Raw genomic sequence first — 20,817 nt, forward strand, 5'->3', positions numbered from 1 at the left:
ATGGTGGACCTGAAGAAGCACGGCCCGACGATCGCCCTTCTCTTTACCATGCTCGTGATGCTCTCATACGGCATCGAGTGGATACGGGTGACGGTCGGCCTGGCGATGGACGCAGTGCTGGGCCCCTTCATCGACACCCTCGGGGTGCCGTTCTTCGTCATGATCCTGATCCTCTCCAGTATCACGGGTCTCTACTCCTCGCTCGTCCAGAAGTACACCATCGACTACGAGAAGATGCAGGAGACGCAGGCGAAGATGAAGGTGTTCCAGAAGGAGTTCCGGGAGGCCCAGCTCTCCGGGGACGAAAAGAGGGTCAAGAAACTCCAGGGGAAGCAGGAGCGGATGATGCAGGACCAGCTGGATCTCTCCCGGCAGCAGTTCACCCCGATGGCGATCATCCTGGTGCTCTCCGTGCCGATCTTCTTCTGGCTTCTCCTGCGGCTCCCCGAAGTCGGCACACCGGCCGCCATCGCAAGCGGCATCGTGATGCCCTTCTTCGGAGCGCTCAGCCTCTCGGAGATGGCGTTCTGGATCGTCCCGGCCTGGATCCTGTGGTACATGATCTGTTCGCTGACCGTCAGCCAGGTGATCCGGAAGTCCCTCAACATCGGAGGACTCTGATGCGGATCACCATCAGCGGCCCGCCGGGGAGCGGCACCACGTCGCTCGCCCGCTACCTTGCCGGGAAGCACGGGCTCGCCCTCATCTCCGCGGGGGAGGTCTTCCGCCAGCTCGCGAAGGAGCACGGCATGGAACTCGCCGAGTTCGGGAAGTTCGCGGAGAGCGATCCTTCGGTCGACCGGATGATCGACGCCCGGCAAAAGGAGATCGGGGAAACCTCCGACGACATCATCGTCGAAGGCAGGCTCTCGGGCAGGATGGTCGAGAACGCCGATCTCCGGATCTGGCTCTCCGCATCGATCTCCTGCCGGGCAAAACGCATTGCGGGGCGCGACGGGATGGATGAGGAGGGAGCCCGGATCTATACCGAGAACCGGCAGCGTTCGGAATCGACCCGCTACCGGAACTACTACGGTATCGATATCGACGACCTCTCGCCGTACGACATCGTCCTCTCGTCAGGGACCTTCGGCGTGGACGCCCTCGGCGCGATTGTGGATACCGTGATCGCGTGTCTCGCCCGGCAGCGGGAAGGCGCTCGTTAGCGAAAGACACTTCATCTTATTTTTATCCGGTTGTTGCCTCTCGTAGTGCTGTGGGTGCCCCGGGCCTCGACTGCGCTCACGCTCGTTCCCGCGACGAATACAGGTTCCAGCTGCATAACTAGGTGAAAGCATACCGGTCAATTCCTGCACGATGGGGGGCGGGCGGGAATGACAACAGGCCGCCTCTTACGCGACAGAGACAGGGGAGGGGAGCTGCTCCCCCCTCCCCGCGGGCCGCCACCCCCAATGCGATACCCCCATGGTCCACTGCACGAAGAGATGCTGGAGATGGGTGGCGCCCCGATTCGGCCTGGAGAACACGGCTTTCCAGGGGATATCGCCACGCACTGCCCCCGCCCCGAGGGGCGGGGGAGGAGCGCGAAGCGCGGGTGGGGTGGGGGTTATGAAGGGAGAGAGCGAAAGACTCCTGATTCATCACACCCCAAAGCGGCGACCTCCCCCTGAGCCCAAACGGTGGGACGAAATCGTCCATCAAAGCCCGGCGCCCCTCTTTGCCTTTATCCTTTTGATGCGCCGGAGCCGTGTCCACTCCTGCCGCTCCATCTCGTCGCGCTGGTCATCGATGAACCGGCGGATCTCCGTGAGTTCCGGGATGACCTTGAACTCCAGCGCGTTCACCCGCCGCCGCGTCTTCTCGATCTCGTCGAGCAACCGTTTGACTCCTCCTTCGAGTTCGGCGGTCGCAATGATCGCCATCAGGAGTTCCTCGTAGGCGTCGGCTGCGTCGTCGATGACCGACGATGTCCCGAGGATGCCGTAACCGCGCTGGTCGAGCGTCTTTTTCACCATCACCGGTTCGAGATCCGGGAGCCGCACCCCGAAGACGTTCCTGTGTCCGGCAGTACAGGATGGACTGGCCTCCACCGAGAGCGCTGCAAGGAGCACTCCCGTCGCCCCCTCCATCATGGTGGCGACCGCCGCCATCTCCCGTGCCCCGGCGTACTTCTCCTCGAGTGCCCGGCGCTCCCGGGCGGCCTCTTCAGTGAGCCTGACCAGTTCCAGCATCATGCCGTCGAGTTTCATCGACAAAAGCCGGTGCACCCTCTCTGCGAGCGCCAGCCGCCGCCTGACGATCAGGAGGCCGGACCGGGTGGGTTTGATATCGTCGACCGGCATGATGCCTCTCCTACAGGACGATGTACTGCCATATCCGCTCGGGCGCGAGATCGAATGCTTTTCCCCGTGCGATTGCCCGCAGATTCGCGACCTCGTACTTCTTCCGCTCAAGGTAGGCAAGCACCGGCAGAACCGAGAACGGGTGCCGCCGGGAGAGGGCCTCCAGGTGGTGGAGCCTGACGCGGGTGACTGCCATCTCGATCTCGTGAACGGGCCTCCTGCGCCGGTGCCATCGCTGCCAGACCAGTTCTGCGGCGTCAACACTCGCGAAGTTCGGATCCTGGCGGAGTTCGCGCACCGCCTGGGTGAGAACCGGGACGATGTCGGTATCGAGGAAGATACTGACGAACTCCCCTTCCGTCTCAATGCCGTAGAGCCTTTGGAAGAGGGTGATGGGGATACGGCCGCCGGGGATCATTGTCCGGTCGATGGTCGCGATATCGCATGCCTCTTCCGTGCAGTGGAGCCGGAGGAGGTTTCTCATGTTGGTGATGTCGATCTCGAACCGGAGGTAGGCGTTCAACTCCTGGCACCCGCTGCACCCGATTGCGGCAAGACCGAGCAGGCCGGCATAGTATTGCCGGTAAAGGTCGTCCTCGATCCGGGCAAATGCGCCCGTCTCACCGCAGATCCGATAGTAATCCGCAAGAACCGGATAGAGCCGCCAGCCCTGGAGCGCCTCGATGGCCTCGCCGCAGTTTGTGAAGTTGAGGAGGCGGTCGAGGAGCGGACTGTCGAGTTCCCCCGCCGGGACGAGGAGGTCGCGGATCCGGCGCCGGGGTATGTCGTGAATCGTGCCCCGCAGGATCGCCATGACGTTTGCGATGTCCCACCGGTTGAGGTATTCCCCGGCCAGGGTATGCAGGTCGCCGGGAGCGATCGCCATGGCGTGCCGGAACGACTGCGCCAGGTTGCGGTTTACCGCCGCCTCGATGAGCTGGGCGCCGGAAAAGTCGTGCACGAGATCCAGGATGTTCTGCCGGTACTCTTCCTGCTTGCTGAGATGAGTGACGATCTCCGGTAAGCTCATCTGCATGATCCGCAGGTACTCTTCACGGGGAAGGAGCGTCGTCCTCCTTACCCGGAACCGGGTGCAGGCGTAGATGCATGAGGGGGAGGTCACGCCCAGCGGGGGCATGCACCCCCATTACCGTTTCCTGCTATAAATGCGCACCCGGTTGAGGTCGGGGGCGGTGAGGGCGGCCGCGAGGATGGCGCAGGCAGGCCCGGCCGGCGATGCAGGGCCTAGAGGCACCGCTAGCAGCCCGGGGCGACCGGATGAGGTGTCGGCCTCCTTCGGAGAACTGGATGGGGGATGTTTGAGGCTTGCAGCACCGGCATGACGATCATCGTCAACAGTTCGCTCTCCGGGTACTCCGGCCCGTTGTAATAGTGCTCGTAGACGGTGCCGACGGGCTGGAGCCCGTTCTTCTCTATCCAGCCCGCCATCTCCTCGTACGTCGGCGCCATATCTCGATATGCGCCGCGGTACATGCAGAAGACGAATTTGCCTTCCGGGATGGAGCCCGATCGAATGTCTCCTTTCTCCGGCAGCACCTTCGGTACGGGAAATCCCATCTCTACATCGAGGTTCTGCATATCCATGTTGTGATATGCCACATACGGGACGTCTGAGAGATGTTCTCCGAGTTCCTTCAGGTAATCGGCCATTCTGCCGTAACCCCCGCCAATCAGCATCGGCAGATCTTCGACCTTTGCCCGGGTGCGGATCGACAAGGTAGGTTGCTCTCTCTTCTGCAACAGTTCAATGTTCGATACTCTCGGCATCTTACTTCTCCAATCCTCCCGGCGCGTCTATTTACCCTGTAAGCGGTCCGGGCTCTCTCTTCTCAGTCGATGATTCCATCTCGCCCGTCAAATACTTTCTGTCGGTGGGCCGCTCTCCGCCCGCGCAGATAAGATTCATATCCCGTGCCGACAATCCGCCTCCGATCGCCATGCCCTGCTCGATCGTGACGGGGGATCTCTTTGCCGGCCACGACGCGCCCGGCCATCCCGAGTGCCAGGCACGTCTCGATGCGGCTCTCGCCGGGGTGCCGGCCGGCGCACGCCGCATAGCCCCGGAGCGGGCGACACCTGAGGACCTCGCACGGGTGCACACCGGGCGGCATATCGAAGGGATCCGCTCGTTCTGCCGGGAGTGCCCCCCGGGCCGGGCCCGTTACCTCGACCCGGACACCTACGTCACCTCCTGTTCCTTCGACGCGGCCCTCTATGCTGCCGGAGCCGCATGGCAGGCGGTGGAGCGGGCGCTTTCGGGCGAGCACTCTTTCGCTCTCGTCCGCCCGCCGGGGCACCATGCAACGCCCGACCGGGCGATGGGGTTCTGCCTCTTCAACAACGCCGCCGTCGCGACGGCGAAAGCGCTCCGCGAGGTCGACCGGGTGGCGATCGTGGACTGGGACCTGCACCACGGGAACGGCACGCAGGCGATCTTTTATGGGAGCGACCAGGTGCTCTTCTGCTCGGTTCACCAGGCGGGGATCTTCCCTGGTACCGGGTGGCCGGAGGAGCGGGGTGCCGGTCCGGGTGTCGGGTATACCGTCAATGCGCCCCTCGAAGGGGGTTCAACCGGCGCCGACTACGCACTGGTCTTTCGCGAGGTCTTCGTCCCGGCGCTCCGGCGGTTCGACCCGGACGTCGTGGTGGTCTCGGCAGGCCAGGACGCACTCTTCGACGACCCGCTCGGCTCGATACACCTCCGGCCGGAAGGCTTCGGGGCACTGACCGGGATGCTCGTGGACGCGACCCCTGCATCTCTCGCCCTCGTGCTCGAAGGGGGTTACGGCCGGTCGCATGCGGGAGCGATCGGAGCGATCGTCGCCGCCCTCGACGGAGCCCGCTTCAGTCCCGCCGGCGGCGGGGAAAAGGCAAGCACCCGTCACCTCGTGGAGGCGTATGCCAGTCGCCGGGATGCCGTCCCGCTCTGACGTTGATCAGGTTCATCTCCTCCCGGGTCGATCGGATGACCATGAACCGCATCTTCGATCAGATCCTGATGATTACGGGTGCTCTTCTCCTCCTCGCCCTTGCCGCCGCACCGGCGGTCTCTGCCGTCGCAGTGTACCCGGGAAGCGATGTGACGCTCACGGGTACGAGCACGGGGAGCGATACTGTCTACCTCTTCGTGACCGGCCCGAATCTCCCGCCCACCGGCGGGCGGCTTGACGATCCGCATACGGCCGTTCGCCCGGGAGATCCGGGGAGTTTCACGAGGGTGACGGTCGGTAGCGACGATCGCTGGACATACCGCTGGAGGACGGGCGAGGCCGGGCTCGACCCCGGGGCATACACCGTCTACGCCGTGGAAGCGCCCGTAGACCGCCGAAACCTCTCCGGCCATGGCTACACGACCATCCCCGTCACCTTCGGGGTGCCTTCTGGAACCCCGGCTACGGGAACCGCCGTGCCTGCCACCTCGCCCGTGGAGACGGAGACGCCGACGGCGACGGTGCCGGCAGCCACGCCCTCCCCTGCGCCGACGACAGCAGCACCCCCCTTCGCCGCCCTCATGACGGCCGGTGCGGTGCTTGTTATGGCGACCCTGTTCTTACGGCGCTGACCCGTCCGGGACGGGACCCCTACGCCATAAAATATATATTCATAAATGTACTATTTTGTACAATGATGCTTGGTGTGGTCTGGGTCATCAGGTCTTCGTCCCGCTACACATACCCTGTCAAATCGCTCGTCGAACCTCAATAGTATGAGATTGATACCATGAAATCGAGAGATATTGCAATCGTCGGCATACTCCTTGCCATAGGGGCCATCATCAGGTACATGTCCCTCCTGATCCCCGGCCCCATCGTATCGAACCTCGTGATCGCCTTCTACTGCCTCGCCATCATCCTCGTCGCGCCCACGTTCCGCGAGGCGCTCGGGATCGGCGTCGTGGCGGGCGTCGTCTGTGCGCTTCTCAGCCACTCGATCTTCCCGCCCGCAAACCTCGTCAGCGAACCCATCGGTGCGGTCGTCTGCCTCGGGGTCTACCTGGTGCTGAGGGACCGGTTCTTCCTCGCCCCGGCGGTGACGACGCTTCTGGCCACCTTCGCGAGCGGGTTCTCGTTCATCCTTATTGCCATCCTTGCCGTGGCCCCGACCGTCCTTGGAAAGTTCGGAACCCTCGAGGCGTTCCTCGCGGTCACCGTGCCGATCGTCCTGATCACGGCGGCGGTCAATGCCGTCGTCGCACAGGCGCTCGAGATGCCCGCATCGCGGGCACTGATGCGGGGGACCCGGCAGGCGGCCCCGGGGCGGGATGCGAGGCCGGTTGATGAGTCCTGAGACCGGACGGGAGACCGCCCTTTCCCTTCGGGGGGTCTCCTACACCTACCCCGGGTCGGAGACGCCGGCGCTCAACGGGATCAGCCTCGCTATCGCGAAAGGGGAGATCGTCTTCGTCACCGGCCCTACCGGGGCGGGCAAGACGACGCTCTGTCTTGCGGCGTCCGGCATCCTCCACCACGAGTACGGCGGCACACTGGAGGGGGCAGTCACCATCCTCGGCAGAAACGTCCGGGACTACCGGAACATGGGCGAGATCGGGAGAAACGTCGGCGTGGTCTTCGACGACGCCGAAGCCCAGCTCATCTTCACGACCGTCGAGGAGGAGGTTGCTTCCGGGCTTGAGAATCTCGGAATCCCCCGGGAGGAGATGCAGCAGAGGCTCCGCGCGGTGATGGAAGCGACCGGGATCGCCGGTCTCGCGGAGCGTGCCCCGCACACCCTCTCCGGGGGGCAGAAACAGCGGGTCGCCATCGCCGCAACCATCGCGCTCGGCACGAAGATCCTGATCCTCGACGAACCCACCGCCGAACTGGACGCGGAGGCGACCGCTGCGGTATCCGCTCTCCTCCGGAGGCTCTCCGGCGAGGGCACCACCGTGCTCATCGTCGAGCAGAAGATCGGCGAGCTCGCCGCCATCGCGGACAGGATGGTCGTCGTCGAAGACGGAGCGATCGCGAAGATCGGGTCTCCCGCCGAGATGATGCAGGAGCCCGTCCGGGAGCACCCGCCGGCCGGCAACGTCCGGCTTCCCGCACCGGCGGCAGCCTCCCCGGGAGTCCCCGTCATATCTGTTCGGGGGCTTGTCCACCGCTACGACGGGGTCGCGGCCATCAGGGGTCTCGATCTTGAGATTGCTTCCGGTGAGATCGTGGCTGTCGCCGGGGATAACGGGTCCGGGAAGACGACGCTCGTCAAGCACTTCAACGGGCTGCTCCGTCCGACCGAAGGCAGCGTCACCGTCGACGGACTCGACGCCGGAATCGTCCCGATAGCACAACTCGCGCGTCACGTGGGCCTTGTCTTCCAGAATCCGGACACCATGCTCTTTGCCGAGACGGTGGCGGACGAGGTGGCGTTCGGTCTCAGAAACATCGACCCCGGCGCTTCTGAGGAGCCTGTCGACGCGGCGCTCCGCGAGGTGGGTCTCCTCCACCGGAAGACGGCCTACCCGCGGTCGCTCTCGCGGGGCGAACGGCAGCGCCTGGCGATCGCCTGCGTCATCGCCATGAGGCCGAAGGTCATCGTGCTCGACGAGCCCACGACCGGGCTCGACGCCCGTGAGTCGGAGAGGATCATGGGAATCCTCGCCCGCCTGCGGCAGGACGGCCACACAATCGTCATGGTGACGCATGATATGCGTCTCGGAGCGGAGTATGCGGATCGCATCGTCAGGATGGAGCAGGGAAGAGTCATCCGCGACAGCAGAACCTATGAGGAAGAACCATGTCTGAAATCATGCAGTACGTCATCCGGGAGAGCGCCTTTCACCGCCTCCACCCGCTCACCAAACTGATCTTTGCGGCCGTCGTCGTTGTCCTCGCGGTGCTGACGAGCGATACCGCGATGCTCGCGGTTCTCGCCGGAGCGGTCGTAGCGGTGGCGATAGCGAGCGGACTCGCCCGCGATCTCCTCCGCCAGGTTCCGCTGCTGCTCATGCTCGCGGTGAGCCTGCTCGCCCTTACCATCCTCACCATCAGGAGCGGTGAGGTCATCGGTTACCTGGTTCCGCAGTCGGTCCCGGTCATCGGCGGGGCGTTGCCTGTCACGGCGGGAGCGATCGACCTTGCGCTCGCGATGTCGCTTCGGTTCGCCGCGATGCTCTTTGCGTTCCAGCTCCTGATCATATCGACCCAGCCGCGCGACCTCGTCCACGTCATGGACCGCCTCAGGATGCCGGTCGACTACACCCTCATGCTCCTGATCGCGCTCCGGTTCATCCCGAGCCTGCAGCTCGAGGGGAAGCGGATCCACGAGGCGCAGCTTGCCCGCGCCTACAACCCGGGGAACGGCCTTGCCGGAAAGATACGGGGGCTCTTCCCCATCATCATCCCGTTGGTCTCGAACTCGCTCGGGAAAGCCACGATCCTCGGGCTGACGATCGATCTCCGCGGCTACCGTTCCGGCAGGCGGACGCCGATGCGCGACCTTGCTCCCGGCCGGGCCGACGTCGCCGGGATCTGCTGCATGGGCCTTGTGGTCGCAGGGTATTTGGCCGTGCTGCTCGTATAACCAGGTATGCGCGACGGTTCACCTCCGGCGGCGTTCGAGTTCTACATCGGCGGGAGCGTCGGGCCGTCCCTCTACGTCAGGCTCGCGGCCGGCCGGCTCCTCTACGAGTGGGCGAGCGCAGGCGGCTACTCCGGGGTGGTGACGGAGGCGTCGCCCGGAGAGGAGGAATGGGCGCGGTTCCGGGAGATCGTCGACCGGCTTGGTGTCCGGGAGTGGGAGCCGGAGTACGTCTCCGCCCACTCCTGCTGCGACGTCACCTACTGGCACCTGCGGATGGAGATGGACGGCCGCTCCACCGTTGTCCGGGGTGCAAACGCCTACCCGGGTTCGGATGGCCCGGAGGTCTCGAAGCAGTTCCGGGAGTTCCTCGCGGCGGTGAAGCGGCTTATCGGGCGCGAGCCGTGATTGTGCGCCCCCGAATATCCGGGGCGTTATTCGTCATCCTGAAACGGGTGCGGCTCGAACCGTACTGCCGGAGATAAGGCCGACCGCCTCCTCAAGCGCCCCGTCCATCAGGATTAGCCGATATTGTTCGCGTTGTGCGGACTACCTCTTCTGCAGGAGCAGGACGGCTGCGGATAATGCGCAGATGAGAGTTATCGCACCGAACCCCGGCGACTGGACCGTCCCGGCTGCCTCCGGGGTACCTGCCCCGGAGGTGCCCGGATGGAGGTAGTCCGCCACCTCCTCAAGCGCATCCACGATCCGCGGGCTCCCGCGGCTGACGACATCTGCGTCGATGACGTAGACGCGGTCGTTCCTGACCGCGTCGAGCCTCTGCAGGCGGGGCTCGTTGATGATGTAGTTGTAGATGGCATCGTAGCCGTCCCGGTTCATCCCGCTGCCCGAGCTGACCAGGATGTAGTCGGGATTCGTGATGATGAACTCCTCGAGGCTGACGATGCTCCAGTCGTCGACCGAGCCGAACGCGTTGGCTCCGCCGGCCAGCGTGATCACCTCGTCCTGGAACGTTCCCCGGCCGCTGACCCAGAGCGGATCGTGCCAGATGACGTGGGCGACAGACGGCTCTTCGGCCGGGCCCCCGGCCGCCTTTTCGGCAACGGCTCCGATACGCACCCTGAGTCCTTCGATGAGCGTCGATGCCTGCTCTTCCTGCCCGGTCGCCCTTCCGGCAAGTTCGATGTCGTGCAGGACACCGTCGATCGTCTGCGGGTCGAGTATGACGACGGTCATCCCGAGCGATCGGAGGCGGTCGATGACTTCGTCGGTGTTGGCGGGCGCGGCGAAGATCAGGTCGGGCTCCATAGCAATCACCTTCTCGATATTGACGGTGCTGAAACCGCCTACCTTCGGTTTCTCCGCTGTTGCCGGCGGGTAGTCGCAGCGTTCGGTGACGGCGACGATGCGGTCCTCAAGCCCGAGGGCATACAGGATCTCGGTGTTCGAGGGCGCGAGCGAGACGATTCTCTGCGGTTCTCCCCGGATGAGGACGGTCTTCCCGGAGTCGTCGATCACCGTCACGGATCGTTCGCCGCCGTCCGCCGTTGCCGGGGGCACAGGTGTCGCCCCGGCCGTCCCGGCGAGCAGGAGCAGCACGGCGAGCGATGCAAGAGAGAGTATCAGGCGCGTGGTTTGCATTACTAGGTACCCTTGTGTTAAGGTAATAATAATTTACAAATCGGGATCACGGTGCGGCATCGAGGCGCGCACCCACCGCAGTCTTCTCATTCCCCCTCTCTGAAACGATCTGCCGCATACCGGCGGGATTGACGGCCGCCGGATGTGGTCCGGGGCTCAATCGCGTTCGGGGCCGTCCTGCGAGAGACGGGCAAGAAGTCCCTCCGCCCCCTCGACCCGGGGTGCCCCGCGCGCCTCCAGTTCGGTCAGCACCGCCCCGGCCTCGCCCCCGGTGTAGTCTTCCATCCGGGCGGTGCGGTCTCTTGCATAGAAGATTACCGGTTTTGCCGGATAGTCGAGCAGCACCCGGAGATTGTCGAGGTTCCCCCTGCCTATCGGCATTGCCGTGACGACGACGGTGTCTGCACTCTCCAGGCACTCCCTGAGGCGCGAGAGCGATTTCGGAGTGATGCCGTGGAACGGGGGCTCCGCGATGCAGGGAAGACCGAGGTGCATCGCCGTCCCGTAGTCGGTGTCGAGGACGTTCAGGACGCCGCAGGTGACCGTGAAGCCCGCGGCATGAAGGAGGTGGAGGATATCGGACCCCGTCCCCCCGCCGCAGACGACGTGCACCCGCCGGTTCGCCCCCGCACCCGACTGGTGCATATATACCGGCAGGACGTACGGCCTCCCCGTCAGCGGGTGCGGTCTGACGAGCATCTCCATCCCGAAGACCTCACGGATCTTCTCACGGGTCAGGACTTCCCCGGGTGTTCCTGCGGCGTAGACCTTCCGGTCTTTGAGAAGCAGGAGCCGGTCACAGTAGTATGCGGCCAGGTTCAGGTCGTGGAAGACGCTTACGACCGTGATCTCTCCCGCGAGATCCCTGATGATGTTGAGGATCTCGACCTGGTGGCTGACGTCGAGGTTCGAGGTTGCTTCGTCGAGCAGCAGGATCTTCGGTTCCTGCGTGAGCGCCCGGGCGATGAGGACGCGCTGGCGTTCCCCGCCGCTGATCTCGTGCACTGACATCCCGGCGAGATCCGCGACGTTTGCAAGGTGCATGGCATGGTCGCAGATCTCCGCGTCCCGGGCCGTCTCGGAGGCGAACCTTCCGATGTAGGGGTGCCTCCCCATCATGACGACGTCGCGCACTGTGTAATCGAAGCCGATCGAGATATCCTGCGGGACGACCGCAACCCGGCGCGCGAGTTCCCGGTGTCCGAGCGAGTCCAGATCCCGGTCGTCGAGCCGGATATCCCCGTTATCCCGGGCGACGACCCTGCTCATCGCTTTCAAAAGCGTTGTCTTCCCCGATCCGTTCGGCCCGACGATACCGAGGATCTCGCCTGCTTCTGCGTGGAACGTGATCGCTTCGAGGATCTTCTTTGCGCCGTAGGAGACGTCGATATCGATGATCTCAATCGGTTTCATGATTTTGTCCGGCTCCGGAGGAGGTATATGAAGAACGGCGCGCCGAAGCAGGCGGTCAGGATGCCGACCGGCATGTCGCTCGTGAAGGTTCGCGTGAGCGCATCCGCCCATACGAGGAGGATGGCGCCTGCAAGCGCGGCCGCGGGAAAGAGGAAACGGTGGTCGGGCCCGACGATCAGCCGCATCACGTGCGGGGTGATCAGGCCGATGAACCCGATTGAACCGGCTACCGCAACGGCTATGCCCGTCACGAACGCGCTCAGCGCGAGGAGGATCAGTTTCGTCCGCTCGACGTTCACCCCGAGATGGGTTGCGTCCTCTTCGTTCAGGGCGAGGATGTTGAGGTCGCGTGCGAAGAGGTAGATGCCTGCGCCCCCGATCAGGATGGGGAGGGCGACGCCGACGTCGTTCCACGCTATGTTCCAGAACCCTCCCATCAGCCAGAACATGATCTGGTGCAGGCTCCGCCCTGCGGTATACATGAGGAAGGAGAGGAGTGCCGAGAGAAGCGTCGCGAGGGCGACACCGGAGAGCAGGAGCGTCTCGACCGGGATCTTGCCGCCTCTGCGGGCGATGAAGTATACGGCGAACGTGGCGCCTATCGCCCCGGCGAATGCAAGCACGGGGCGTCCCGTGCCGGCAAAGAGGACGATTGCGAGGGTAGCCCCGAGCGCTCCGCCCGACGATGTGCCGATGATGTAGGGGTCGGCCATGGGGTTTCGGAAGAGTGCCTGCATGGCCGTGCCTGCCACGGCAAGCCCGCACCCGACCAGCGCCGCGGCGATCACCCTCGGCACCCGGATCTCCCAGAGGATCATCCAGGCGTTATCCGAGGTGAAGAGCGATCCAAAGGAGATCCCGCTCGGTCCGAGAGCGACCGCAGCGGCCATGCTGATGAGAAGCGCGCAGATGAGCGTCAGGATGATGATCGGTGCCGTTCTCCGCATATATGTCATAAAATTAAGTTTACTTTGTTAAAATCTATTTGGATTATCTGTGCGGGTCTGCCTCACCGAATCGCATGGAGCAAACCTCATTGCCCTTGATGACCAAGAGATCTGGCATATGGGCAACCTGAACATTGCCGTGCTGGGACCCGCCGGTTACGCAAAAGACCTCGGGAAGAAAGGCACGGAATCCGATATCACCTTTTATAATCTGAAGAAGGGCGAGGACACCGTCACTATCATCGAGCCTACCCGGTATCCCGAACGGCTGGCCCCGCTCTTCTACGCCGCGTCGATGGCGGATGCGGCTCTCATCGTTGTCGGCGAGATCACCCCGACGCTCGGGGAGTGGGTGCTGATGCTCGACGAGGCAGGGGTAAAGCAGGGCTACATTGTCCTCCGGAACTACCTCTCCCCCGGAGACGTCGCGCCGCTCCTGCGCGGGACGGTGCTCGAGCGCTACGAGTTCGTGGAAGAGGACCCGATCGCGTTGCGCGATCTCCTGCTCCGCGAGGCGCATGCCCGCACCTCCGTCCCGCCTGCCGCCGGCTCCGTGGGAGCCATCCCCATCGATCACCACTTCAACGTCCGCGGCATCGGGACGGTCATCCTCGGCGGCGTGGTGCGGGGCGGTATCCGGAAGCACGACGCCCTGAAGGTCTACCCCGGGGAGCAGGCGATCACGGTGCGGTCGATCCAGAAGCACGACGACGACTTCGACTGGGCGGCGGAAGGCGACCGCGTGGGGCTTGCGCTCAAGAACATCGAGTCCGACGACCTCGACCGGGGCTTCGTCCTCTCCGACGACCCCGCGATCCGGACCGGGACAACGATCGAGGCACGGGCGACCCTGGTCAAATACTGGCCGGCTCCGCTCACGGCGGGGACGGTGCTCCACCTCGGCCACTGGATGCAGTTCATTCCGGCGAGGGTGGAGGCGGTGCGGGACGACGGCGACTGGCGGCAGCCGACGCTGACGCTTGCGCTCGAAAAAGACCTCGTCTACCTCCCGGGTGACACGGCGGTGCTCCACTACCTCGAAGGCGGGAAACTCCGGATCGCCGGGCACATCGAACTCGCGTAAGCGGCCGGTGCGGGAGGCCCTTCGCCCTGCGGATAGTATACCCTTCTTTTTTTGCATTCCGGCTGGATGGAGTTTCCGGGCTGTGGATTGGTACCTGAACCCGGCACCATCCCTATCGGGTAGAGAAAGACAGGAACCGGGTTTACACCAGAGCCAAAAGAAGATTAATGGTTCCTGCACTCAATCTACAAGTGAGGAGAACGATGAGCGCTACAGGAGAACAGTATGTCGTCGATGAGCACGGGAACCGGGTCGCGGTTATTCTCCCTCTCCAGGAGTACGAGCAGCTGCAGGAAGATCTCCATGACCTTGCCGTGGTCGCGGAGCGGCGTAACGAACCAACCGTAGGGTTCAGAGAATTCCGGAAGCGATACGAGCAGTAATGGCGGGGTACGCGATTCGCGTAAAGGCGAGTGTCGAGAAAGATATCGCAGTATTGCCGCATGATATTGTTCTCTGCATCTTTGGAGCATAGACAGTCTATCTGAAAACCCTCTGCCGCATGGTGTATGTAAGTTAAGCGGAGCAGAACACCTCTACCGGACCCGGGTAGGGGACTACCGGATTATATATGCCGTGCATCATGAGGAGCGGGAGGTTATAATCCTCTATATCCGTCACCGCCGTAGCGCATATCGCGGGGTTGTGATGGCACCTGTTTTGTATGTCCGATTCCGCTCGTCATATGGTTCTCCTGAACGTTCTCAAGTAAGGCTTTGTTGAAACCTCTCAGGAGAGTCATCGGTTGCATCCCGGACACGGATTCCAAGGGGACTGCGCACCTGTGGTGCTCGAACGACCGCCGTGTCGCCGGTCGTCTATCGCCATGACTGCCCCCGCCCCTTGGAGTGGGATGTGACGTTCCGATAGGAACGGAGCTCGACCACCGTCAGGTGGGAAGTGCGACGGACGGAACGTCCGGAGCTTGAGAAGACCGAAGGTCTTCGAGTGGGGGCTACACGCCTCTTTATGGGCTGGAGACGGGGGAGTTCACCTCGCAAGCCCTTTCGTACATCCTCCTGCAATGTACATCACCACCGTGGCAGAGTATCTGCCGCGGTCTCAGTACTTCGCTAAAACGGTTGAGGTAATCTTCAAGAGGTCAAACCATCGTCCCTTCGCGTTCTCCCGCGTGCTTCCGCGTGAAGCCATATTGCTATCTTTGCCCATTAACTCGCGCGAAGAGCGCGAAGCCGCGAAGCGCGACTGGCCGAAGGTGCGACGTTCCAGAGGAACGGAGCTGGAGCACCGTTAGGTGCGTGGGCAGGAGCATGAGCACCGCAAGGTGCGAAGTGCGATGTTCCGTCAGGAACAGAGCTCGAGCACCGCAAGGTGCGAAGTCCGGTGCCCGGGTGCTGCCGATCCCGTTGTAGGTCGCTATGCGAGGCTGCATTGGTCTATTTCAGATGCCGAAATTAGCGAAGTACCGGGCCTGGATGGCGGGTAATAAAAATGTCAGGGCAGGTGAGGGCGAGATCTTGCAAAGTGAGTTGCCCGGCATCCGCTCCTTTTTTTCGGGCTCAGTAGTTTTAGCGAAGTACTGAAAAAAAGCGCCGCAACCTCCTTCAAACCCCGGGGCGAAGATACTCCACCTTCATTCCCGCCCCGAAGATCCTCTGGTTTTCCGCTCCTCTGATGATCCTTTTCGCGAGCGCAGCATCGGTTGCGACAAAACCCGAGAGATCGGAGACGCCGTACTCGAAGAAGACCGAAGAGAGGGGAGTCCCGGGGCCCACGATCGTCACTCTCTCTGCGTTCTCCGAAAGTTCAAGGAGCCGCGGCATGCTTTTGTCGCCGAGAGCGCCACAGGTCAGAAACACATAGTCGGACTCCGGGAGCAGGTACTCGCAGGCAGAATACGGATAATCTCCCTCCTCGGGGTCCCACTCAACAATGCTCAGGTCGCAGACGGGGGCAATCAACTTCTCAAGGAACGGGAAATGACCGACAACACAGACTTTTTTACCCTTTACAAGGTTCTGGGATTTGATGAACGGGTCTTTCAGCCGTTCCTCGACCCGTTTCTTCTCTGCAACCTCGATCCCTGCTCTCCTGGCGGTATCCGGATGATTGTACCACGCATTGATCGCCGCGTTGCCGATCGATGCTTCCCATAGGTTCCAGGACTTCACACACCCGGCTATCTCTTTTAACGGTTTTCCAATCTTGTTTTCGGTCATCATCGGGGCACGCTGGATATAATAGCGGTATCCTGCAATACCGATGCCACCGTTTGCCTCAACATACGTCAGCTCCCCGCCGAGGGCCATATCTTCAACGATAATGTCGTCGGGGATCCCTTCGATCAACGCATCGTATAATTGCCACATATCATTTCTCCTGAAATTCCGGAATACTCTCGTTTGTGACGATCGCTCCCCTCCGGAGCTGGTTGCGGATATTGAGGAGGGCGGAATCGATCGCCTCGATCTTATGCAGTGTCTGCTCCTCTTCCGCGGTCGTTTCAATCACTTTTGTCACGCCCCCGTTTCTGATGACGATCCTTTTGTCGGCACGGAGGGCAAGGAGCGGATCGTGCGTCGACATGAGGACAATCTTCTCGTTGCCGACGAGGATCTCGATCGCCTCCCGCCGGTCGATTCCTGCATTCTCCAGCTCGTCGATGAGGATGATCGGGGATGAACTCAACAAGGCGGTATCGGCGATCATCAGCGACCGCGACTGTCCCCCGGAGAGCTGGGTGACTTTCGTATCCAGGGTGAATTTCTCCCCTGCTAACGAATTGGCAACCGCAAAACACTTCTCCACAACCGCGGCGGAGCCCGGGATCATCCGGCTTTTTGCATGCATCTCCAGAAACTCCTGCACCGTCAGGTCCATGACGAAGTTCATGTTCTGCGAGAGCTGGGCTACCAGTTTTCCTCCGGTAGAAAACCTCTTATCGAGATCGGGGGCCGAACCGTTGATGAGAATCTGCCTTGCGGTCGGCGTATCGCGCTGGGCAAGGCACTCGATATCCTCGAGCAGCCTGCTTTTTCCCGAGCCGGTGGGACCGACAATGCTTACGACCTCGCCGGGTGTCACGGTCAGTTCGAGCATCTCGGGCCTCCCCGTCTTATCTCGTCCGCCGAGGATCGTGATGGAGGAGATCGTCTCGATAGACTCTTCCATTCGCGAGAATGCCTCAAGAAATGCACTGAAATGGAATATAACCTCCTCGCGGTCAAGCCCGAACTCCTCAAGCATATCCTCATCGACGTTCTCCAGGATCTCGGGAAGCGTCTTTGTTTCATCAACCCCAACCAACCGTATGTTGGCGAGGTAATCAACCGCAAGAGGATACCGGCGAAGGATATCGCCGATTGGCACCGACGAGACCTCTGCAACATAGTCAAAGGCTTTCATGCGTCGTCAAACTCCATCCTTTTGACCATCCCCATCTGGTACATCTCTCCGATAAGGGTCTCGCCGGTACAGTAGGAGCAGATGGCAGCAGGCATCGTGAATCTGAGTTTACGGTCGCGAAGTGTCCGGATATCCAGCGTATCCTGCCAGTGGCGGGCAAGCATAAACGCTCCCTGGCCCGTAATTCCGTTTACGAAGAGAACCGTTGCCGATGCATTGACCTCACGGATATTGAAGGCGAAGACCTCGCGCTCCGCCTGGGAGACGACATCTCCTTTCGTGACAACGACGACATCGGCATACTTCAGCATCGGACCGATCTTTCGGGGTGTGTTGATGCCGGAGAGGTTGTCGATCACACAGACCGATAAAATGCCGTTCACGTATGGCGAGCACCGGTTGCAGAGCCCTGCGCTTTCCGTGACAAGAACCGACAATCCCTTCTTCATGCCCCATTCAACCGCCCCTTCAACATTGCTGACGAAATGGTGGTCCGGACAGATCTTTCCGGCAAAAGCAGTCTGATTGGGGATCTGCTGTTCATCGTAGCGCTGGTGATCGAAGGAGGTGAGCGAGTCAAACTTCACGACGCCCACGCTCCCCGGGGGCAGTCCAAGGGCTGCAATGGTTTTGAGGATCACAGAGGTCTTCCCCGAAGATGGAGGGCCTGCAACGGTAATCAGTTTCATAAGCGTCTGGTGCTCTGGTATAGGATTCACCGATGTATAGCCGTTACTAAATTCATTTTTTTAAGGTAAATTAGTTTACCTGGAATGTAGCCCTCGTTCTGTGGGGGTGAATGCCGTCCACCGAGGATAAAAAAAGGGTTTAAATGAGTTTGAAGAGCGGGTGGGTGTCCACCTGAGGCTCGATGCCGAGGTCGCGCACCGCTTCCAGCACGACGATGTCGGAGTAGGCCTGTGCGGTGATCATCGCCTCGACGTTCTCGATCGGGCCGTACATGATCAGGTCGGCGCCGAGCGTGCTTGCAATCATGTTGCAGCCGATATCGGGCGCGGACCAGGCCGCCTGGCGCAGCCCGTCCGTACCGCCGAGGTAGTGGTGGGTGAGCTGCTTGACAAGGTTCTCCTTGCCCTCGAGGCCGGCGAGCTGCTGGGAGGGGGTCTTCTTCGTTCCCTTCCACCGCTTGAGCCAGGTCCAGGAGACGGTCATGTTGTGGTACGCGCCGCCGGTGGGGAGGCCGTGGATCGCCTTGCAGGCGAGGATCTCACGGTACGAGCCGCCGGAGCCGAGGCCGAGCGGGGTTGCCGCGGTGTCGAGGATCGGGCGGGTGATACCGCACTTCTCCGCGATCTCGAGCATACCCATCTCCTGTCCGGCGACACCGCCCTCGACCAGAACCTTCTCGCGGCCGGCAACCGACGGGTCGCCGGGGTTGAAGGCGAGGACGATCGCGGCGGTCACGTCGCTCTTTGCCAGCGCCTCGATGTTCTCGGGCAGGATCGAGCCGTTGATCGAGTTGTAGATCGCACGGTCCGCAATGCCTGTCTCGGTGACGTACTGGCACGCGTGAGCCAGCGCCGCCGGGACGGAAGAGTCCATCAGGAATGCGGTCTTGTCGTCGATGCTGCAGAACCAGTCGATGTAGCTCTCGAAGGCCTCGCCGAACTCCCCGATGATCTGGATGAAGTGCGGAATACCCGTGATATCCGAGAGTTCCTGGCAGCGGTTCCAGAGCGCCTCCGCCGTGGGTTTGTCAATCTTTCCAGTGTGGTCATCCAGTACAACTTCGTGTTTGTTGTAGAAGATGGATGCACCGAGCACGGTCGGGTACTCTCCAGGCTGCCCGCCGATCTTGGTACCGTTGAAGTCGTGTACCGTCTGCTCTTTTTCGAATTTGAACATATTCGCCAATCCTCCTTTACAGGTACCCAATCAATTTGGGCAGTAATACCAACAACATCATGAATACAATCAAACCTGCGACCAGTCCGTACAGGATGCCGATATCGCGCCCGACCTTTCTTCCGACGCGCTGGGCGATCTCGGCATCGACGAACTCGATCCTCTCCTCGATGGCGTTGAGCCGCTCTTCGATCTCAAGGAACTGCGGGTTTGCGCCTGCAACGGCAACCTCTGCCGCACCGGCTGCTTCCTTGACCTCGACGACCATGGGTTCCGCGCCGAAGGCACCGGGGTCTTTGGCCTTGAGCTCGTTGATCTTGGCCTTGATGGCGCCCATGTCCTCGCTTTCCATGATGTTGACGATCTCGACCTGGTCCTGGAAGCGCTTGATCGCTTCGTCGGAGAGGTTCTCGATGAACGGGATGGCTCCCTGAGCGCCGACAATCTTTCCGCCGGCGACACCGCCTTCGTGCAGGGCCATGAAACTCTGCCCGGACAGGTGTCCCTTGACCTCCGTACCGCAACAGAGGATGAACCTGATGTTGGGGTTGGAGATGACGTTCGCGATGATCTTCTCAAGGCCGAGGTTTTCGGTCTTGCAGGACCCGGCGATTGCCGCTCCGGCATCGCAGATGCCCTGCTCGTCGAGGTGAGATCCCATGGTGACGACGCCGACGCAGCTCTGTGCATCTCCTGTGTGGAAGTCGCCCTGGACAATCGGCCATCCGCTGGCCGGAGATTTCTTCTCAACCATGTTAGATCGCCCCCAGCAGCAGTGCCGGAATCACAATCAGGAGCAGAACTACGAGGAGTCCGATTGCAAACCCGATGATCCCCTTGCCCATGATACCCGACTCAAGTTTGGTCGTGCGGGCAAGGATCTGTGCCTTGTACCGGATGGAGTTCATCATGTTGTTGATTGCCGTCATCCGGATGGGGCCTGCCTGTGTAACTTCTTCTGCCATTTATCTCACCCCAGCAAGATGAACCCCAGAATCACGAACGAGACGATCAGGCCGATCATGAGGCCCTCAATCTTGCCCGAGTAGACGCCGGCGGCAAACTTGTTACGGTACCCGATGTCGGTGACCATCCGCTCGATGACTTTCATCCGTGCGTGTATCAGTGCCAGTTCGCCGGAGAGTGGCTGTACTTCACCGGTCGCTTCCTCTGCGCCGGCACCTGCCGCTTCCTTGACCTCGACGATCATGGGTTCCGCGCCGAAGGCACCGGGGTCTTTGGCCTTGAGCTCGTTGATCTTGGCCTTGATGGCGCCCATGTCCTCGCTTTCCATGATGTTGACGATCTCGACCTGGTCCTGGAAGCGCTTGATCGCTTCGTCGGAGAGGTTCTCGATGAACGGGATGGCTCCCTGAGCGCCGACAATCTTTCCGCCGGCGACACCGCCTTCGTGCAGGGCCATGAAACTCTGCCCGGACAGGTGTCCCTTGACCTCCGTACCGCAACAGAGGATGAACCTGATGTTGGGGTTGGAGATGACGTTCGCGATGATCTTCTCAAGGCCGAGGTTCTCGGTCTTGCAGGACCCGGCGATTGCCGCTCCGGCATCGCAGATGCCCTGCTCGTCGAGGTGAGATCCCATGGTGACGACGCCGACGCAGCTCTGTGCATCTCCTGTGTGGAAGTCGCCCTGGACAATCGGCCATCCGCTGGCCGGTGATTTCTTTTCAACCATGTT

Annotated in this window: 24 protein-coding genes; 11 read left to right on the forward strand and 13 right to left on the reverse strand. The window is 61.9% G+C overall.

The annotated features are described in order from the left end of the window. Entirely contained in the window at nt 1-621 is a 621-nt protein-coding gene (locus MchiMG62_RS03645) for a DUF106 domain-containing protein (protein WP_221057924.1), read from the forward strand. Next, nucleotides 621-1,166 (forward strand): (d)CMP kinase, encoded by a 546-nt coding sequence (gene cmk / locus MchiMG62_RS03650; RefSeq protein WP_221057925.1) that lies wholly within the window; start codon nt 621-623, stop codon nt 1,164-1,166. The genes MchiMG62_RS03645 and cmk overlap by 1 nt, the downstream gene beginning before the upstream one ends. 492 nt (nt 1,167-1,658) lie before the next feature. On the opposite strand, the gene MchiMG62_RS03655 is transcribed toward cmk, so the two are convergent. The 3 genes from MchiMG62_RS03655 to MchiMG62_RS03665 form a co-directional block, all read right to left on the reverse strand. Then, nucleotides 1,659-2,303, reverse strand: a complete 645-nt coding sequence (locus MchiMG62_RS03655; protein WP_221057926.1) for a V-type ATP synthase subunit D — start codon at nt 2,301-2,303, stop codon at nt 1,659-1,661. Between the two features lie 10 nt (nt 2,304-2,313). Beyond that, a complete protein-coding gene (locus tag MchiMG62_RS03660; protein ID WP_074370651.1) occupies nt 2,314-3,441 on the reverse strand; it encodes a V-type ATP synthase subunit C in 1,128 nt (375 codons plus the stop codon). Nucleotides 3,442-3,560: 119 nt separating this feature from the next. Continuing rightward, on the reverse strand, nt 3,561-4,040 hold the full coding sequence (locus MchiMG62_RS03665; protein WP_244987785.1) for a GyrI-like domain-containing protein: 480 nt from the start codon (nt 4,038-4,040) through the stop codon (nt 3,561-3,563). Nucleotides 4,041-4,261: 221 nt separating this feature from the next. Between MchiMG62_RS03665 and MchiMG62_RS03670 the strand changes: the two genes are divergently transcribed. The 6 genes from MchiMG62_RS03670 to MchiMG62_RS03695 all read left to right on the forward strand — a co-directional run bounded on the left by MchiMG62_RS03670 (nt 4,262) and on the right by MchiMG62_RS03695 (nt 9,248). Next, a complete protein-coding gene (locus MchiMG62_RS03670; RefSeq protein ID WP_221057927.1) occupies nt 4,262-5,254 on the forward strand; it encodes a histone deacetylase family protein in 993 nt (330 codons plus the stop codon). A gap of 41 nt (nt 5,255-5,295) precedes the next feature. Further along, on the forward strand, nt 5,296-5,886 hold the full coding sequence (locus tag MchiMG62_RS03675; RefSeq protein WP_244987786.1) for a hypothetical protein: 591 nt from the start codon (nt 5,296-5,298) through the stop codon (nt 5,884-5,886). A gap of 158 nt (nt 5,887-6,044) precedes the next feature. Further along, nucleotides 6,045-6,611: a hypothetical protein gene (locus MchiMG62_RS03680; protein WP_221057929.1), complete on the forward strand. Its 567-nt coding sequence runs from the start codon at nt 6,045-6,047 to the stop codon at nt 6,609-6,611. Further along, the gene (locus MchiMG62_RS03685; protein ID WP_221057930.1) at nt 6,601-8,127 is read left to right on the forward strand and encodes an ABC transporter ATP-binding protein; all 1,527 of its coding nucleotides are present in this window, start codon (nt 6,601-6,603) and stop codon (nt 8,125-8,127) included. The genes MchiMG62_RS03680 and MchiMG62_RS03685 overlap by 11 nt, the downstream gene beginning before the upstream one ends. After that, a complete protein-coding gene (locus MchiMG62_RS03690; protein ID WP_221057931.1) occupies nt 8,058-8,843 on the forward strand; it encodes an energy-coupling factor transporter transmembrane component T family protein in 786 nt (261 codons plus the stop codon). Before MchiMG62_RS03685 ends, MchiMG62_RS03690 begins: the two co-directional genes overlap by 70 nt. A gap of 6 nt (nt 8,844-8,849) precedes the next feature. After that, nucleotides 8,850-9,248, forward strand: a complete 399-nt coding sequence (locus tag MchiMG62_RS03695; RefSeq protein WP_221057932.1) for a hypothetical protein — start codon at nt 8,850-8,852, stop codon at nt 9,246-9,248. 141 nt (nt 9,249-9,389) lie between these two features. Here the strand turns inward: MchiMG62_RS03695 and MchiMG62_RS03700 are convergent, their stop codons facing one another. From MchiMG62_RS03700 to MchiMG62_RS03710, 3 genes are all read right to left on the reverse strand, one after another. Then, nucleotides 9,390-10,442: an ABC transporter substrate-binding protein gene (locus MchiMG62_RS03700; RefSeq protein ID WP_221057933.1), complete on the reverse strand. Its 1,053-nt coding sequence runs from the start codon at nt 10,440-10,442 to the stop codon at nt 9,390-9,392. A gap of 156 nt (nt 10,443-10,598) precedes the next feature. After that, the gene (locus tag MchiMG62_RS03705; protein WP_221057934.1) at nt 10,599-11,855 is read right to left on the reverse strand and encodes an ABC transporter ATP-binding protein; all 1,257 of its coding nucleotides are present in this window, start codon (nt 11,853-11,855) and stop codon (nt 10,599-10,601) included. Next, nucleotides 11,852-12,802: a FecCD family ABC transporter permease gene (locus tag MchiMG62_RS03710; RefSeq protein ID WP_221057935.1), complete on the reverse strand. Its 951-nt coding sequence runs from the start codon at nt 12,800-12,802 to the stop codon at nt 11,852-11,854. The genes MchiMG62_RS03705 and MchiMG62_RS03710 overlap by 4 nt, the downstream gene beginning before the upstream one ends. A 118-nt stretch (nt 12,803-12,920) precedes the next feature. Between MchiMG62_RS03710 and MchiMG62_RS03715 the strand changes: the two genes are divergently transcribed. The 3 genes from MchiMG62_RS03715 to MchiMG62_RS13385 all read left to right on the forward strand — a co-directional run bounded on the left by MchiMG62_RS03715 (nt 12,921) and on the right by MchiMG62_RS13385 (nt 14,609). Next, nucleotides 12,921-13,886: an EF-Tu/IF-2/RF-3 family GTPase gene (locus MchiMG62_RS03715; RefSeq protein WP_221057936.1), complete on the forward strand. Its 966-nt coding sequence runs from the start codon at nt 12,921-12,923 to the stop codon at nt 13,884-13,886. 203 nt (nt 13,887-14,089) lie between these two features. Further along, on the forward strand, nt 14,090-14,269 hold the full coding sequence (locus tag MchiMG62_RS03720) for a type II toxin-antitoxin system prevent-host-death family antitoxin (RefSeq protein ID WP_221057937.1): 180 nt from the start codon (nt 14,090-14,092) through the stop codon (nt 14,267-14,269). Nucleotides 14,270-14,381: 112 nt separating this feature from the next. Beyond that, nucleotides 14,382-14,609 carry a type II toxin-antitoxin system RelE family toxin gene (locus MchiMG62_RS13385; protein WP_425331903.1) on the forward strand — a complete coding sequence of 76 codons (228 nt, stop codon included), beginning with the start codon at nt 14,382-14,384 and terminating at the stop codon, nt 14,607-14,609. 842 nt (nt 14,610-15,451) lie between these two features. Here MchiMG62_RS13385 and MchiMG62_RS03730 read toward each other — a convergent pair. The 7 genes from MchiMG62_RS03730 to mtrA (MchiMG62_RS03760) all read right to left on the reverse strand — a co-directional run bounded on the left by MchiMG62_RS03730 (nt 15,452) and on the right by mtrA (MchiMG62_RS03760) (nt 20,814). Then, entirely contained in the window at nt 15,452-16,195 is a 744-nt protein-coding gene (locus tag MchiMG62_RS03730) for a DUF364 domain-containing protein (protein ID WP_244987787.1), read from the reverse strand. A 22-nt stretch (nt 16,196-16,217) separates the two neighbouring features. Next, nucleotides 16,218-17,252 (reverse strand): ATP-binding cassette domain-containing protein, encoded by a 1,035-nt coding sequence (locus tag MchiMG62_RS03735; protein WP_221057939.1) that lies wholly within the window; start codon nt 17,250-17,252, stop codon nt 16,218-16,220. Next, nucleotides 17,249-17,941, reverse strand: a complete 693-nt coding sequence (locus MchiMG62_RS03740; protein ID WP_221057940.1) for a GTP-binding protein — start codon at nt 17,939-17,941, stop codon at nt 17,249-17,251. The genes MchiMG62_RS03735 and MchiMG62_RS03740 overlap by 4 nt, the downstream gene beginning before the upstream one ends. 139 nt (nt 17,942-18,080) lie before the next feature. Further along, nucleotides 18,081-19,118: a tetrahydromethanopterin S-methyltransferase subunit H gene (gene mtrH, locus MchiMG62_RS03745; protein ID WP_221057941.1), complete on the reverse strand. Its 1,038-nt coding sequence runs from the start codon at nt 19,116-19,118 to the stop codon at nt 18,081-18,083. A gap of 16 nt (nt 19,119-19,134) precedes the next feature. After that, nucleotides 19,135-19,872 carry a tetrahydromethanopterin S-methyltransferase subunit A gene (mtrA, locus tag MchiMG62_RS03750; protein ID WP_221057942.1) on the reverse strand — a complete coding sequence of 246 codons (738 nt, stop codon included), beginning with the start codon at nt 19,870-19,872 and terminating at the stop codon, nt 19,135-19,137. A 1-nt stretch (nt 19,873) separates the two neighbouring features. Further along, nucleotides 19,874-20,083, reverse strand: coding sequence for a tetrahydromethanopterin S-methyltransferase subunit F (locus tag MchiMG62_RS03755; RefSeq protein WP_074370635.1), 210 nt, complete (start codon nt 20,081-20,083; stop codon nt 19,874-19,876). Nucleotides 20,084-20,088: 5 nt separating this feature from the next. Continuing rightward, nucleotides 20,089-20,814: a tetrahydromethanopterin S-methyltransferase subunit A gene (gene mtrA / locus MchiMG62_RS03760; RefSeq protein WP_221057943.1), complete on the reverse strand. Its 726-nt coding sequence runs from the start codon at nt 20,812-20,814 to the stop codon at nt 20,089-20,091. Nucleotides 20,815-20,817: the final 3 nt, after the last annotated feature.

Origin of the sequence: Methanoculleus chikugoensis (genome assembly GCF_019669965.1) — an archaeon.
In the GTDB taxonomy this organism is placed as follows: domain Archaea; phylum Halobacteriota; class Methanomicrobia; order Methanomicrobiales; family Methanoculleaceae; genus Methanoculleus; species Methanoculleus chikugoensis.

What these genes read in the sequence shown, in the direction of transcription:
- mtrA (WP_221057943.1), bottom strand. Translation starts at nt 20,814, where the DNA reads ATGGTTGAAAAGAAATCACCGGCCAGCGGATGGCCGATTGTCCAGGGC.
- MchiMG62_RS03675 (WP_244987786.1), top strand. Translation starts at nt 5,296, where the DNA reads ATGAACCGCATCTTCGATCAGATCCTGATGATTACGGGTGCTCTTCTC.
- MchiMG62_RS03700 (WP_221057933.1), bottom strand. Translation starts at nt 10,442, where the DNA reads ATGCAAACCACGCGCCTGATACTCTCTCTTGCATCGCTCGCCGTGCTG.
- MchiMG62_RS03755 (WP_074370635.1), bottom strand. Translation starts at nt 20,083, where the DNA reads ATGGCAGAAGAAGTTACACAGGCAGGCCCCATCCGGATGACGGCAATC.
- MchiMG62_RS03670 (WP_221057927.1), top strand. Translation starts at nt 4,262, where the DNA reads ATGCCCTGCTCGATCGTGACGGGGGATCTCTTTGCCGGCCACGACGCG.
- MchiMG62_RS03645 (WP_221057924.1), top strand. Translation starts at nt 1, where the DNA reads ATGGTGGACCTGAAGAAGCACGGCCCGACGATCGCCCTTCTCTTTACC.
- mtrA (WP_221057942.1), bottom strand. Translation starts at nt 19,872, where the DNA reads ATGGTTGAGAAGAAATCTCCGGCCAGCGGATGGCCGATTGTCCAGGGC.
- mtrH (WP_221057941.1), bottom strand. Translation starts at nt 19,118, where the DNA reads ATGTTCAAATTCGAAAAAGAGCAGACGGTACACGACTTCAACGGTACC.
- MchiMG62_RS03740 (WP_221057940.1), bottom strand. Translation starts at nt 17,941, where the DNA reads ATGAAACTGATTACCGTTGCAGGCCCTCCATCTTCGGGGAAGACCTCT.
- cmk (WP_221057925.1), top strand. Translation starts at nt 621, where the DNA reads ATGCGGATCACCATCAGCGGCCCGCCGGGGAGCGGCACCACGTCGCTC.
- MchiMG62_RS03690 (WP_221057931.1), top strand. Translation starts at nt 8,058, where the DNA reads ATGTCTGAAATCATGCAGTACGTCATCCGGGAGAGCGCCTTTCACCGC.
- MchiMG62_RS03680 (WP_221057929.1), top strand. Translation starts at nt 6,045, where the DNA reads ATGAAATCGAGAGATATTGCAATCGTCGGCATACTCCTTGCCATAGGG.
- MchiMG62_RS03735 (WP_221057939.1), bottom strand. Translation starts at nt 17,252, where the DNA reads ATGAAAGCCTTTGACTATGTTGCAGAGGTCTCGTCGGTGCCAATCGGC.
- MchiMG62_RS03695 (WP_221057932.1), top strand. Translation starts at nt 8,850, where the DNA reads ATGCGCGACGGTTCACCTCCGGCGGCGTTCGAGTTCTACATCGGCGGG.
- MchiMG62_RS03685 (WP_221057930.1), top strand. Translation starts at nt 6,601, where the DNA reads ATGAGTCCTGAGACCGGACGGGAGACCGCCCTTTCCCTTCGGGGGGTC.
- MchiMG62_RS03715 (WP_221057936.1), top strand. Translation starts at nt 12,921, where the DNA reads ATGGGCAACCTGAACATTGCCGTGCTGGGACCCGCCGGTTACGCAAAA.
- MchiMG62_RS03655 (WP_221057926.1), bottom strand. Translation starts at nt 2,303, where the DNA reads ATGCCGGTCGACGATATCAAACCCACCCGGTCCGGCCTCCTGATCGTC.
- MchiMG62_RS03705 (WP_221057934.1), bottom strand. Translation starts at nt 11,855, where the DNA reads ATGAAACCGATTGAGATCATCGATATCGACGTCTCCTACGGCGCAAAG.
- MchiMG62_RS03720 (WP_221057937.1), top strand. Translation starts at nt 14,090, where the DNA reads ATGAGCGCTACAGGAGAACAGTATGTCGTCGATGAGCACGGGAACCGG.
- MchiMG62_RS03660 (WP_074370651.1), bottom strand. Translation starts at nt 3,441, where the DNA reads ATGCCCCCGCTGGGCGTGACCTCCCCCTCATGCATCTACGCCTGCACC.
- MchiMG62_RS03710 (WP_221057935.1), bottom strand. Translation starts at nt 12,802, where the DNA reads ATGCGGAGAACGGCACCGATCATCATCCTGACGCTCATCTGCGCGCTT.